The sequence below is a fragment of the Acinetobacter sp. WCHA55 genome (genome assembly GCF_002165305.2).
Lineage (GTDB): Bacteria > Pseudomonadota > Gammaproteobacteria > Pseudomonadales > Moraxellaceae > Acinetobacter.
Window position 1 is genome coordinate 237,275 of sequence record NZ_CP032285.1, and the last position, 13,468, is coordinate 250,742.

At 41.0% G+C, this 13,468-nt stretch carries 16 protein-coding genes and 1 pseudogene; 12 read left to right on the top strand and 5 right to left on the bottom strand.

All coding sequences use genetic code 11. The features are described 5' to 3' along the window. The first annotated feature begins 65 nt into the window (after positions 1–65). The 4 genes and pseudogenes from CDG62_RS19530 to CDG62_RS02190 form a co-directional block, all read left to right on the top strand. The gene (locus tag CDG62_RS19530; RefSeq protein ID WP_228141108.1) at positions 66–509 is read left to right on the top strand and encodes a hypothetical protein; all 444 of its coding nucleotides are present in this window, start codon (positions 66–68) and stop codon (positions 507–509) included. A gap of 120 nt (positions 510–629) precedes the next feature. Continuing rightward, positions 630–1,253 (top strand): hypothetical protein, encoded by a 624-nt coding sequence (locus CDG62_RS02180; RefSeq protein WP_087528569.1) that lies wholly within the window; start codon positions 630–632, stop codon positions 1,251–1,253. A gap of 53 nt (positions 1,254–1,306) precedes the next feature. After that, a protein-coding gene (locus CDG62_RS02185) for an IS3-like element ISAba21 family transposase (RefSeq protein WP_085940850.1) occupies positions 1,307–2,472 on the top strand; the annotation gives its coding sequence in 2 pieces (ribosomal slippage) (positions 1,307–1,565 and positions 1,565–2,472; 1,167 coding nt in all). A 38-nt stretch (positions 2,473–2,510) separates the two neighbouring features. Continuing rightward, positions 2,511–2,690: pseudogene (locus CDG62_RS02190) on the top strand (ATP-binding protein); the annotation flags it as partial. Positions 2,691–3,213: 523 nt separating this feature from the next. On the opposite strand, the gene CDG62_RS02200 reads toward CDG62_RS02190, so the two are convergent. Continuing rightward, positions 3,214–3,954 carry a hypothetical protein gene (locus CDG62_RS02200; protein WP_087528568.1) on the bottom strand — a complete coding sequence of 247 codons (741 nt, stop codon included), beginning with the start codon at positions 3,952–3,954 and terminating at the stop codon, positions 3,214–3,216. Positions 3,955–3,956: 2 nt separating this feature from the next. Further along, the gene (locus CDG62_RS02205) at positions 3,957–4,892 is read right to left on the bottom strand and encodes an AraC family transcriptional regulator (protein ID WP_087528567.1); all 936 of its coding nucleotides are present in this window, start codon (positions 4,890–4,892) and stop codon (positions 3,957–3,959) included. Between the two features lie 122 nt (positions 4,893–5,014). Here CDG62_RS02205 and msrA point away from each other — a divergent pair, with 122 nt between their 5' ends. Next, the gene (gene msrA, locus CDG62_RS02210) at positions 5,015–5,503 is read left to right on the top strand and encodes a peptide-methionine (S)-S-oxide reductase MsrA (RefSeq protein WP_087528566.1); all 489 of its coding nucleotides are present in this window, start codon (positions 5,015–5,017) and stop codon (positions 5,501–5,503) included. A gap of 39 nt (positions 5,504–5,542) precedes the next feature. Here msrA and CDG62_RS02215 read toward each other — a convergent pair. Continuing rightward, positions 5,543–6,633 (bottom strand): IS4 family transposase gene (locus CDG62_RS02215; RefSeq protein WP_103800267.1). Its coding sequence is split into 2 segments (ribosomal slippage): positions 5,543–6,093 and positions 6,093–6,633, totalling 1,092 coding nucleotides; the frame shifts between segments, so codons are not numbered across the junction. Between the two features lie 86 nt (positions 6,634–6,719). Here CDG62_RS02215 and CDG62_RS02220 point away from each other — a divergent pair. The 6 genes from CDG62_RS02220 to CDG62_RS02245 are packed head-to-tail and all read left to right on the top strand — an operon-like array spanning position 6,720 to position 9,997. Continuing rightward, entirely contained in the window at positions 6,720–6,956 is a 237-nt protein-coding gene (locus CDG62_RS02220; protein ID WP_009499586.1) for a glutaredoxin, read from the top strand. A 31-nt stretch (positions 6,957–6,987) separates the two neighbouring features. Continuing rightward, entirely contained in the window at positions 6,988–7,428 is a 441-nt protein-coding gene (gene msrB / locus CDG62_RS02225) for a peptide-methionine (R)-S-oxide reductase MsrB (protein ID WP_000483554.1), read from the top strand. A 21-nt stretch (positions 7,429–7,449) separates the two neighbouring features. Further along, on the top strand, positions 7,450–7,695 hold the full coding sequence (locus tag CDG62_RS02230; protein ID WP_025467194.1) for a glutaredoxin family protein: 246 nt from the start codon (positions 7,450–7,452) through the stop codon (positions 7,693–7,695). Positions 7,696–7,745: 50 nt separating this feature from the next. Next, entirely contained in the window at positions 7,746–8,054 is a 309-nt protein-coding gene (locus tag CDG62_RS02235; protein ID WP_002122973.1) for an antibiotic biosynthesis monooxygenase family protein, read from the top strand. Then, on the top strand, positions 8,051–9,325 hold the full coding sequence (locus CDG62_RS02240; protein WP_000857678.1) for an acetyl-CoA C-acetyltransferase: 1,275 nt from the start codon (positions 8,051–8,053) through the stop codon (positions 9,323–9,325). Before CDG62_RS02235 ends, CDG62_RS02240 begins: the two co-directional genes overlap by 4 nt. Positions 9,326–9,334: 9 nt before the next feature. Further along, entirely contained in the window at positions 9,335–9,997 is a 663-nt protein-coding gene (locus tag CDG62_RS02245; protein ID WP_001281573.1) for a peptide-methionine (S)-S-oxide reductase MsrA, read from the top strand. Between the two features lie 219 nt (positions 9,998–10,216). Here the strand turns inward: CDG62_RS02245 and CDG62_RS02250 are convergent, their stop codons facing one another. Further along, complete coding sequence (locus CDG62_RS02250; protein ID WP_002119794.1) at positions 10,217–11,194, bottom strand: sensor domain-containing diguanylate cyclase; 978 nt, start codon at positions 11,192–11,194, stop codon at positions 10,217–10,219. A gap of 371 nt (positions 11,195–11,565) precedes the next feature. Here CDG62_RS02250 and CDG62_RS19810 point away from each other — a divergent pair, with 371 nt between their 5' ends. Then, complete coding sequence (locus CDG62_RS19810) at positions 11,566–11,742, top strand: hypothetical protein (protein ID WP_153310265.1); 177 nt, start codon at positions 11,566–11,568, stop codon at positions 11,740–11,742. Between the two features lie 69 nt (positions 11,743–11,811). On the opposite strand, the gene CDG62_RS02255 is transcribed toward CDG62_RS19810, so the two are convergent. Then, positions 11,812–13,098 carry a GAF domain-containing protein gene (locus CDG62_RS02255; protein WP_000257537.1) on the bottom strand — a complete coding sequence of 429 codons (1,287 nt, stop codon included), beginning with the start codon at positions 13,096–13,098 and terminating at the stop codon, positions 11,812–11,814. Between the last annotated feature and the right edge of the window lie 370 nt (positions 13,099–13,468).

Sequence of the window (13,468 nt, forward strand, 5' to 3'; positions counted from 1 at the left end):
GAAAATTTTGGCATTACACAACAAATAGTTTCACATTTTTGGCAAAGCATAGAGTAGGGAAAGACATGGCGGAAAATTCACTCAAAAAAGGTCAGTACACACGCTTTAGTAATAAAATTGGACTCTACAGTGCGAATCAAGAAAACGTAGGTTTTATTAAAAATAACAGTAATGTAGTGATTAATTTCCCATTTAAAGATGCTGTGCTGGTTGGGGGCATGTCTCGCGAAGATGTTAAAACAACAGAAAAGTTTTTACATCAAGAAGTCGATTCAAAAGATATTGATACATTATTTGAGCCAAAAGTACTTACCAATCCTGAATATTACAGCGCAACCAATGAGACAGAATTTGAATTTTTTGACGAAAATGGTGAGCTAAAAGAGAACTTGCTAATTAAGGGGAATAACCTATTGGCACTGTACTCTTTAAGAGAGAAATTAGCTAATAAAGTCAAACTTTTATACCTGGACCCACCATACTTAAATGCACCAAAGACTTTTATGTAAATAATTTTATATAAATAATTGATATTAAAATATAATAATTTAACATGTAAGTAAATATAATAATTGAATTTAACAGGTAATGATGTACCATCAAATAATGTAATGTTTTGAGTCTACATAATGAAACTCATTAGAACAAAATTTGAGTCAGGCGAACGTTATTCACTTTTGATAGATGACAATGGAGTTCCGAATTGGTATCCGACTCTTTTTGCTACAAGTAAGCTCAGAAATTCTGCGAAGGCCTCAAATACAATAGAAGCCTATCTCAATGCCGTTAAGTTGTTATTAGAATGGTGTCATACTAATAACATTTTATTGGAAGAAACTTTCTTAAAGAAACAGTTTTTGACTACAGAACAGATAGAAGGCCTTTGTATTTATCTTAGAGATAAAAAAGATAAGAAAACTGATGAAAAATTAAGAAAACCTATAATTCAAAGAAAAGAGTTTAATAGAGCAAAAATACGAACCAATGAATCTGTATCAAATGCTACGACCTATATAAGAATATCGTATATTGCTAATTATCTAGATTGGTTTGCAAAGCAAATTATCAGTGAGAGAAATCAAATAATAGATCGTGAAATTTCACACAACATATCATGTATGGTTAAAAGTTTAAAAGCTAGGAGACCATCAAGACCTGTTTCATCGAGGAGTACAAAAAAAGGGTTAGCAGAAAATCAAAGAAGTATTTTGTTAGATCTTTTGAATTCCAATAGCTCAAATGATGTGTGCTGAGAAAACAGGAGGTTTTAACTTGGTAAACTATAGACACTCATCAGGAGTTTACCATGAGCAAGAAACAGAAGACTTACACCGCAGAATTTAAAGTTGAAGCAATAAAATTGATTGAAGCCAATCAAGGCAATGTATCGGAAACAGCCAGACAACTTGGCATTTCAATGCAAACTCTTTCAAATTGGAATAATAAAGCAAAGACTGGCACCTTAGCAGGCACTAAACAATATTCACCTGATCTAAATGCCTTACTCGAAGAAAATAAAAAGCTCAAACAACAGCTCAAAACAGCTGAAATGGAACGTGAATTTCTAAAAAAGGCAGCAGCGTACTTTGCGAAAGAAAGTCAGTAAGGTACGCCTATATGAAACAGCAAAGACATTTATTCCCGATTAGCTTTATGGCTAGATTACTTCACGTTTCAGTGTCACGATTTTATGATTGGCTAAAACGAGGCATGAATAAAAGATTGGTTCAGCGAAATCAACAGACAATTTTGGTCAAAATAGCTCATGAGGAAACTAAACAAAGCTATGGCTATATTCGATTAACTAAGCATTTACAAGCGCAAGGTATCAAAATCAGTACGTATGCTGTACGTCAAATAAAAAAGCTCAACCAGCTGTATTGTAAGCGTCATAAGCGTTTCAAAAGAACTACGAAGAGTGATCATAATCGAGCGATCTACGCAAATTTACTAGAGCAACAGTTTTCAATGACTAAGCCCAATCTTGCATGGTCAAGCGATATTACATACATTTGGACTGCTGAAGGTTGGTTATACTTGGCAGCAGTAAAAGACCTGTACACGAAACAAGTGGTTGGCTATAGCTTAAATGAGCGTATGACCGCACAACTTGTTTGCAATGCACTGACTATGGCGATTCGTAATCAAAAACCAACGAAAGGCTTAATTGTTCATTCGGACAGAGGCAGCCAATATTGCAGCCATGAATATCGAAAGATACTGGAAAAATGTGATTTTCAAGGTTCAATGAGCAAACGTGGGGACTGTTACGATAATGCACCGATTGAAAGTTTCTGGGGCATACTCAAGAATGAATTAGTGCATCATTGCAACTATAAAACCAGAGATGAAGCTAAAGCAGATATTACAAAATACATTGTGTTATTTTATAATCAGCGAAGAATTCAAAAGAGTTTGGATTTTAAAACGCCAAATCAAATAGCAGAGAACTTTTATCGGTTAGCTGCCTAGCATATCCCAAGTGAAAGTCTCCTGCTAATTCAGCACATATCATCACAGCCAATCACCCGTTTAGTGCATGGGATCAGATCTTCCCAGACAGCATGATGACGGTAGCGGCCATAGATCGGCTGATCCACCACGCGACAATTATAGAATTAGAAGGAGAAAGCTATCGAAAACAACATCAGTTAAAACAAGCTGGAAGTAGGAAAAATGAGAAAACCTAACCGGCCATCATAATTGACGCGAACCGGCCAAGATAGTTGACGCCGAACAATGATTGACGATCTAACGCTCCAGAACCAAATCAGGGATCTGGCTTTAGCGAGTCGGAGCGAACCGACCGATGGTTGGCGTACCGAAGAGCTTGACCCTAAGTTGTGGAACGGTTGGCGTAAAATGATTCAGGGGGACCGGCTAGAAATCGCTGAATACGATCTGACGGCTAAGGTTAGCCAAGGGGACTCTCCTAGTGACAAGCCCGGAGTGGTTGAAGGTCTAAAACAAAGAATAAGGGCTTACAACTTTAGTAAACAAAGGACGTCATCAATAGCAGTGATATAAAAAGTTATCTTTGCCGCCCCGATAAGGCTTTACGGGGCGACTAAGTCTCACCCAACCGACAATTCCGATAGTTTCAGAATAAGCTTTGAGTTTTCTAAGATTGGAATTACTACACCACAGCACGTACTCGAGATACTACAAATAGCTTTTTGGTAGGACCGATACCGAATAAATATCCATAATACATCAGGAGAAACTTTTTTTAATTTTCTGTAACCGGTCATAAATCAGTGGCGGATAATTTGCATGATATTCACCACACTCTGGGCAATGCTCTTGTTTTAGGTACGCTTGATTGTCGAGATCTTGATAAGGAAAAACGCTGAAGAGAAGTTCGTGCTGCATAAGCGTTTTATAAAAACTCTTATGATAAGGTGCAATCTCGCTGTCTTTGATTTTGTCGAAATATAGGTCAACGCTGTTCAAAATGCTCATAATTTCTTTAACCCCGTCGAACCTTAAAATGTCGTCATCTTTGTGAATATCAACATCTAAGCTCTCTAGATCCTCAATGAAACATTTAATCGCACGTCGAGAATACAGAAGGATCATTTGCGTCTTGCCATCAACGGTCTTTTCTTGATCGTAACTAAAATTTTTGATGTTTCTTTCGACGAACATATAAAGTTCGTGAAGTTGATCTAACTCGTGCCTTAGTTGCTCCTTCGTGTTTTCTTTTTCGATTTGCTGATGAAGGATTCTATTCGCATCAATCTGGGCTTTCAGCGCTAAAAACAGAACTACTGAACCTAGTATCTGTACGAATGGGTTCGAAATACCTCCAAAAGCATCTCCTATTTCGCCATAACCTTTCAAATATTGCAGCGGAAGAAGAGGTGCAAACAAAGGGATAAGCAGGCAAGCCGCACCACCAATGACTATGACCCAGAAAGCTATTTTGGTAACAGGAGAGTTATAGATATTCATTTTTACACCTTTTCAGAATTTTCTTTTCTGTACGCGCTAGGAGTTTTGCCAATTTTTTTCTTAAACAACTTTTGAAAGTGTTCATGTGCCGGATACCCAATGGCTTCACTCACTTCAGGAACAGATTTACCGGTTTCTTTAAGCAGCTGCTTCGCTTTTTCAAGCCGACAATAGGTTAAATAATCAAGAGGTGTCATGCCAGACAGTTTCTTAAACTTAACGCTGTAGTTCGTACGCGACATTCCAGCAATCTCAGCGAGATCGTCAAGACCCCATTTTTTATCGAGACTATGATGGATAGCTTCCAAGGATTTGCTGAGTTGCGGATCTTCGATCAATTTGAAAAATCCTACATTTTTGTTGGATTTGTACATGTGAATTCTTAACGCTTGCACGAAGATAATTTCGGTCAGCTTCCTGACTAGCGTGTTGCTTCCAGGAAGCCCTGATTTTGCTTCCTGCTCTATAATACTTAAAAGCATGGTAAGCCAAGGCGAGTGGGAGTTCTCAGTACTCTTGATATGCACGACGTTTGGCAGCGAATTTAAGAATGGATGATCGGGTCCGCCATCAAAACAAAAATGTCCGCAAACGACGTTTGCTTTGAGCTTGCTCTGATCACCATATTCCAGAACTTGAGTTTCAGTGAGGTTGGCCTTGGATCTAAATTCGACCGCGGGCTCGGCCTTGATTTTTGGTGCACTGGTCATGGTGTGCTCCATCCCTTTGAATAAAATCAAAATATCGCCTTGCTCCGCCAAAGCCTTAAGTTTAAGTTTTGGCACCTCGTACCAAAACTCGCCATGGGTCACGATGTGAAATCTCGCTAGATTCTCTTCCTGCGGGAGACTGATGCCCCAGTCTCCTGCAAATGATGTTCTATACCAGTAGCTACTAGTAAGCTCTACCTTATCTAAAATCTCACTGAGAACATCCATACTTAGCTCCTACGCAAACTGTCTAATAAGTCACATTATACGAACTACTGGGCATGTTATATCTATTATACATGCTGTAAAGTCAGTTTAATCAGTAAATAGATAAAAACCAAGGAGGCTTTATGAAACTAAATTATGTGATCGTTGCCGGAGGGTGTTTTTGGGGTCTCGAAGACCTCCTTAGGAGTCTGGACGGTGTGACGTCAACGAAGGTGGGCTACTCTGGCGGAGATTTTGATGATCCTACCTACGCCGATATTATAACAGGGAAAACGGGGCACGCCGAAGCGGTTCGCGTGGAATACGACCAAGACGAAATATCTCTCGAAGAGATTCTACATTACTTTTTCAAAATCCATGATCCGACTACGAAGAATCGCCAAGGAAATGATGTTGGCACTTCGTATCGCTCGGCAGCGTTCTATCGTGACGATGCACAGAAAGCGATTATCGAAAACGTGATTGATGAGGTCAATGAGATCGGTCGCTTCGAGAATCCCGTGGTCACGACGGTAGCCTTGGAAAAAGAGTTTTATGACGCTGAGGAGTATCACCAAAACTATTTGAAGAAGAATCCCCACGGGTACACGTGCCATTTTGAGAGAGATTAAACCATGAATCAAACGAAAGAGCTCTGTACACGACAAATTTCACAGAACCCTTATCCTATCAGGCTTCTGCCTTCTTAAAATTGCCAAAATTTCCTTAAACTCTTCTTTTTTCCCAAAACCAATTAAACGCTGAATCGCCATTTGAACATAGTCTAAACCATAGCGAAATAAACTCATTGAGAGTCGTCCATGCTTCTTTATTTTTATCACTTTTTTTTGATCATGTTGCCATTCACCTGTTAAATAGCACCAACAGAAACCGATAGCTAGCACTGCTATCAATTTCTTGACTCGTCTAGGGTCTGTTAAACGAGTATTTTCAAGATTAAACCCGCGTCCTTTGAGACAACTGAATAAGGTTTCAATTTCCCAGCGTAATGCATAATCCTGAATAGAATTGGCATTAAACTGAGGAGAAACGACGAGTAAAAGTTCTCCATTTTCTAACTGTAGTGCACTTATATATAGTTTCACTCGACCAACCAAAATCCGTCGTTTACGACATTCAATTTGACCAACTTGAAGATGGCGAAATAAATCACTGATTTTATGATTCTTTCCTAAATGATTGGTGACAATAAAGTTTTTTTAACACGAATGCAGAAGTTGATGTCTTGTTCAATTAACCATGTAAACCACTGCTCACCGATAAACTCTCTGTCTGCGAACACATTCACAATACGGTCTTTACCAAAAATGGAGATAAAGCGTTGAATCAAAGCAATACGCTCTTTTGTATCTGAATTTCCACGTTTATTAAGTAATGTCCAAACGATAGGTATCGCTATTCCACGATAAACGATCGCGAGCATCAGGATATTAATATTTCGTTTTCCCCATTTCCAATTGGTTCTATCTAAAGTCAGTTGCACTTTGTCGAATGAAAATATATTGAAAATCAACTGAGAAATTTGACGATAATCGAAATACTGACCTGCAAAGAAGCGCTGCATACGTCGATAAAATGATTGTGGTAAGCACTTGATGGGCAAGGCTTTAGATGCAGAAGAAAGATTACATGTTTGCTTTAAAATAATCACAAGCATGATGAGCGCAAAGCACTTTAAATGTGACTTGTTCCATTTTAGATATTTGTTTAAGATAAGATATAACTCATTGAGATGTGTCATAGTATTCGTCGTTAGAAAACAATTATTGTGACATTATTTCAATGAGTTATCTATTTTTGTCGTGTACAGAGACGAAAGAGGAAAAAATGAAAGAACTTAAGAACGTTGTCATCTACACAAAAGACCATTGTCCGTTTAGTAAACGCGTGAAGGAGTACTTAACTTCTGAAAAAGTTGATTTTAAACAAATTCGCGTGGATGACGATCCCAAGACTTATGATGAGTTGAAGAAAAAAACCAACCTTCAAACTGTTCCGCAAGTTTTTGTGGATGGAAAATTCATTGGTAGCGCGACTGACTTCTTCGCGTGGATTGATAGCTAAAGAACAAACCCAAAAATAAAGGAGCAAATTTATGTTCAACTGGGAAAGCATTAACAACTATCTCGATAACGGCACTCCCGCTCCTCCTAGAAAAGTAGAAAAGAGCGAGGAAGAGTGGAAAAAAATTCTGACACCCGCTCAATTTAATGTCATGCGGAAGAAAGGCACCGAGCGCCCTCACACTGGGGAACTCTGTTCATTTTATGAGGCAGGACGGTATGCCTGCGCGGGCTGCGACACTGAACTGTTTGATTCGAACGTTAAGTTTGATTCGGGAACAGGTTGGCCGAGTTTTTCTGAGCCCGTCGCCGACAACGTAATTCAATATGAACTGGACACGACTTACGGACGAAGAATCGAAGTGCTATGCAATGTGTGCGAAGCCCACTTAGGGCACGTTTTTCCAGATGGTCCTGAGCCCTCTGGGGCTCGATTCTGCATCAACTCGGAGTCGTTGAAGTTTGTAGAGTAATTTTAGAAAATGGAGGGGGTCGTGGGGATTAAGCTGTTCGGTCATAAGGACTGCCACAAAACCAAGATTTACCAGTCGTACTTGAAAGAAAAAGGAATCGAGTTTGATTTTTTAGATGTTCACGAAGACGACGCGGCAGCTGATGAACTGCGATCCCTTTATACTACTGGAAAGTTAAATTTCCCGACAATACTGGTTGGGACAAAGAAGCTGAGAAACCCCAAGTTCAAGGATCTCGACAAGTGGTTGGAAGCTTCGATGAAATAACGAGATCTTTTTTTTGAGGATTGTAATTAGCTTAGTAAGGATACAGATCAATGATTATAGCAGTTTTCCGCAGTCGTGTTGCCAAGGAGCACGGTGGGGAGTTTGAAAGAAGATACGCCGAGATGTCCGCGCTTGTCGAAGCCATTCCTGGTTACGGAAGCCATGAGCGGTTTTCTTCTCCTAACGGTGAAGATGTTCTAATTGTCGAGTTCCTTACCAGAGAAGCTTTCGATGCTTGGGATAAGCATCCCGAACACAAAAAAGCCAAGATGCTTGGCAAAGACTACATTTTTGAATCGTACGACGTGAAGGTCGGAGAAGTTTTTGAACGGCACACAAAGCCGGAGGTGAAATTATGAAAACGAGAAACGTTTATATCGTAGGTGGAGCTCGGATTCCATTTATGAAATCTATGACCGCATATCGAGACGTCTCAAGTGAAGAACTAATGACGGCGAGCCTAAAGAGTTTAGTTGATAGATATAACTTGGAAGGAAAAACTGTGGGCGATGTAGCCTTAGGAGCTGTCATGCACAGCTCGGCTAACTGGAATTTGGCTCGTGAAGTCGTTCAATCCTCCGGTTTGCATCCAAACACTCCGGCATATAACGTGCAACGTGCTTGCGGAACGAGCTTGGAAAATACGATTCAGATTGCTCACAAAATTTCTAGCCACCAAATTGAAAGTGGCATTGCGGGCGGTGTTGATAGCAACAGCGATTTGCCCATTATGGTTAGTCGAACTTTCGCAAGAAAATTGATTGCGTTGAATTCTGCCAGAACGCTTGGTGAGAAAGTAAAAATCATTTTAGGAATTAAACCTAGCGATCTAAAGCCAGTGTTGCCCGCAGTGGTTGAGCCACGCACCGGAAAATCAATGGGTGAGCATTGCGAACTCATGGTTAAAGAGTGGAATATTTCTCGCCAAGAGCAAGATGAGTTAGCGCTGGCAAGTCACAGAAATGCAGCTCAAGCATATAAAGATGGGTTTTATGATGATCTCGTCTTTCCATTCCAAGGAAATAAGACCGATGGAATTTTGCGTGCTGATACAACTTTGGAAAAATTGTCGAAGTTAAAACCTGTTTTTGATAAATCAGAAAAAGGGACTTTGACGGCGGGAAATTCAAGCTCGCTCACAGATGGCTCATCCACCGTTCTTTTGGCTTCCGAAGAAGAGGCTAAAAAGAATAATTGGCCGCTGTTGGCCAAGATTGTGGATTCTCATACTTCTGCCGTGGATTACGTCGCTGGCGAAGGTTTGCTCATGGCTCCAACTGTGGCGGTCAGTGAATTATTGAAGCGAAACGGCTTAAAGCTTCAGGATTTTGATTTTTACGAAATTCACGAGGCGTTCGCTGGACAAGTGCTCTGCACGATGAAGGCGTGGGAGTCTGCTGAATACTGCAAAACACGTTTGGGACGATCAGAGCCTCTCGGAAAAATTGACCGCTCGAAGCTAAATGTCCGTGGAAGTAGCATTGCCCTTGGGCATCCGTTTGCGGCTACTGGCGCTAAGATCGTCGGAGTTTTAGCAAAGATACTGCACTCAGCTGGTCCTGGAAAACGTGGCCTTATCGTCGTTTGCACGGCGGGAGGAATGGGAGTGGCTACAATTCTTGAAAGTTAGGAGAAAAATATGTCGGATCTAAAAATGAATAAAGAAGACGGTGTTGAAAGCTATGAATTTGCAACCCCTGAAGCAATCGAAGAAGCATTGAAAATCGGGAAGCTTAGTCAAACGGTTTTCGGCATGGGTTGCTTTTGGGGACCGGATTCTAATTTTGGAGGGACGCAGGGAGTAGTGCAAACACGTGTTGGCTACGCTGGAGCATCAACTCTGGATCCGAGTTACCGCAACATCAACGGACACGCCGAAGTCGTCAGAGTGATCTACGATAAAGACCAAATCAGCTACAGGGAACTTCTTGGAAGTTTTGAATCATGGTCTGTTCATGGTAGAAAGCAGGGCCAGTATCGCCAGATACTTTTTGTTTTTGATCTGGAGCAAAAACAAGTAGCTGAAGAACTGATTCAAGCGATTGGAAAGGAGAAATCTCCCGAGGTGATTGAGGCCGGAGAACAAAATGGTTATTTTTGGCCCGCCGAAGATTACCATCAAAAGCATCGTCTTCGCAGAAACAAACAGCTTGTAAGTCTTGCAGAAGTAGATTTCGGTCCTCGCTGGGATGAACATCTGTATTTTACTAAATTAAATAGTACCGATAGAAAAGGCTTCAGTCTCTCAAGCTGGCTAAAAAAGTTGTCTCCGGAAATGCAGAAAGCTTACCGAATCGGTTAATCTGAAATTGCAGCTGGCTAAAGAACTCTATTTTCTATATGTAAAGAATGTGACGATCTCCTTCACATGGAGTCCAAGAGAGCATAAAAAATCTGTGTAAGTCGCATTACCCATGTATTTGAAAGGAATAAATAATGCCAATATCAGACCAGCTTATCGACCGAAGCAAGACCTCAGTTTTTATGAGGTCTTGAGATCAGCGCAGCATGAACAGATCTCTTACAGTGTGGCGAACACACTGGTTTGATTGCGGCCTTGGGTTTTAGCTTTGTATAACATCTGATCGGCGACTTCGAGCAACTGCTTTTTGTCGTCAAATAAATCAGCGCTGGCCAAACCTATGCTGACCGTTAATTGTCGTAATAACCACTCATGGTTAGCCACTACCAGCCTTAACTTTTCCAGTGTTTTATTTGCGGACGCTGTGTCTGTGCCTGGCAGGATCAGCACAAACTCTTCACCACCATAACGGGCGAAAAAGTCATAGTTCCTGCTATGGCGCTGAAACAGAGCCGCGACTTGACTCAGTGCCTCATCTCCTGCGGCATGACCATAGCTGTCGTTAAAACTCTTAAAGTGATCAATATCAATCAATGCCAGTACAAAAGATTGTCCTGTTCTTTGCCAGCGAGCAAATTCAGCTTCAAACTTGAGGTCAAAAGCTCTTCTGTTGTTCACCCCTGTCAGCGCATCCGTCATGCTGGTATTATGTAATTGTTCGCCGACTTTTTTCAGCTCCAGTATGGCGATCACTTGTCTGGACAGAGCCTGCAAAGAGCTTATCTGCCGCTGGTTCAGCTGCTTAGGAACATGATCATAGACACAAATAGTACCAATCACTGCACCTTCGGGATCAATCAGCGGCGAGCCAGCATAAAATCGGTAGCCAGGTCCTGAAATCACCATAGCATTGGTACTGAATCTGTGATCTAAAGTAGCGTCAGGGACCACCATTACCGCATCAGGTGTTTCCATTGCATACACGCAAAAGGACTCTTTAATTAATACAGAGGTACGCGAAATACCAACTTTTGCAATTAGATTCAGCTTTGTGTCATCGGTTCGCGTCACCATAGCCACTGGTGCATCACAGATATAACACGCCAGTTCAGTGATATCCCGCAGGTTCTGATCTGCTTCAGCAGGTGCTTTTAGTGTGGTTTCTGCACTAGCTGTTTGAGCTAAACTAAAGGTCATGTACTTCTCCGTTTTTCTACTGCATTTTTCAAAGATCCTGCATAGAAAAATGAATTAAATCGTTGATTTAACTCTAGCATAGATCTGTCAGACTTGAAGTTATCTCTGTAGCAATGGTATTGTTTTGTACAATATTCGCCTGCTTGATTTGAGTTTTAGCTGTATTTATAAACTTTTGGCTTTTCCGGTCGCAGGCTCTATAATTTGCTCGTTTAAATCCAACTCTTCGTCTAACGTCATCTATTTAGTGTGCATGCGGCCTCCGGAGCATTTTCCGTGGCTTATTTTACCGAAGCATCGGGATTGCTAAATAGAGCTGAACGCTGTAATGCGCTTTCGAACTGAGCTTTCCGTAACTTCGGCATTAGTTCATGTACCTTGCTTACTGGATGTTGGTTGACGCGCAGCAGCACGTCCGTCAGATAATCGTAAACGTTAATAGCAGTGTTGACCTTGCTTTGAATGACGCCAACATGCTTAGCACCAAGCTCCGTTCAGCAGAATCACAGCCAGTTTTTCAGTTATCCCAAGTGTCACTCTCAGATTAAAGGCCGCCATACCGGATGTAGTGCCAACAAGAAAACTAAAACACAACTTCGCTGATCATCGCTGAGTGTTTATAAATCGTCTCCCATCACCGGTATCGATAAGCAGATAAGCCTGGTTATGCCATTAGCAGTTCTTGAAGCATTCCTGCTTTCAATGTCGTCAACGTGATCACGATTTGAGTTGAGATAACGACTCTGTTGCTGAAGACTCTCAGTTAATTGCCACTCACCAGATTCAAGAACAGCACCCGCTAACTCGGCACATACTGTTGCAAAACCATAAAGCGCTTGATTATCGCGGGTAAAACGCAGCGGCATCGTCTGGCCTTTTACAAGAAGGGACCATTCCAAAACTCTGTACTTACCTTTTAATCGGTTACTGACAAAAATAGTTATACTTGTACCGCTGGCGCCAACAACTAAAAAGCTCGTGATAGCTAGTCCTATCAGAGACCATAACTCTGGTTTCCCACTTAGTAACAGTGGATTAGGCAAATGACTCCTCAAAACGAGATCAGCACCAAGGGTCAGCGCTGTTTTATACACTGCTTGTTCTAATAATGGAGTTGCATTGACCAGTGACGCAACAGCATCACAACTATAAGGTTCTAGAACTGCCGTAGCTCTCAACCATTCTGTTTCATGGGCAATCGCCAACAAATTTGACCAAATTCGAACCAGTGCCGCTATATGAATGGAGTTTTCATCAGTCAGGACGGTTTGATTAAGCTGCTTATCCAGTTCCTGATGCCAGTATTGGTATTGGCTTGTCAAAAGTACAAACAACTCAGATTGAAGCAACTTATTATTAGTTACCGGTCTTATCCTATTTGACATCTCATTGAATAGTTGTATAAATTTTTTGTCTGCTTGTTGCTCACGCTTTAGCAGATCTTGCTGTTGTTGAAGCATCTGTAAATCGTATTCAATGGCCTGCTTAAAAAGTGTGAGTAAGGAACAGTGTTGTGATGCCCGATCTGGGCTTGAAAAGTCCAACATACACAAAGTACCGAAAGTTTTTCCGCTAGGCCAAAGCAATGGCAGGCCATAGTAATAACTAAAGCCTGCTGCAAATGTTGGGTTATTGTTTTCATATCGGGTACCGATTGCATTTTCAACTAGTAATGGCTGGTTACTGGAAATGACTTGGGAACAATAAGTGTTAAGTGCCAATGGAACAGGTTCACCGCAATAAAAAGTTGGTACTGACACACTGCCAACAGCCTGACAAATTTCGTTTTTATCTAATCGATTAATCAGCACACAAGGCACTTCCGCGACTTGAGCCATCGAGTTTACAATGCCTTGCCAGCGCTCTAGGAGCAGAGCGGTTTCTATGCTCAAATCTACTGCCATTTGTTCCCTCAGTATTTAAATAGTCCCCTTTTGCATCATTCGATCTTGTTTATCTCAGAGTATCAAACAGGAAACAAAGTGATTGATGTCAATCAGGGAATTAGCAGCATTGATGCATTAAGCGGCGCACATACACTCTAAGTAAAGTGCTTAAGTCTGATTATGGCAAGAAATTGTTACTTTGTCAGGGATAGTCAACACTTTATTAGCGAGAGACTTGCTTGGCTGACATTTAAGACAAATCGCGAGATTCCAAATCTGCCACCAACAGTCGGAACTGAGTAACTTACTTGAGCTTTAAAAAGTAAAGCATTGAAATATTTATGGTATTTATACATCCTACCTAGCTCACAGCAGAGTTTAGCATCGT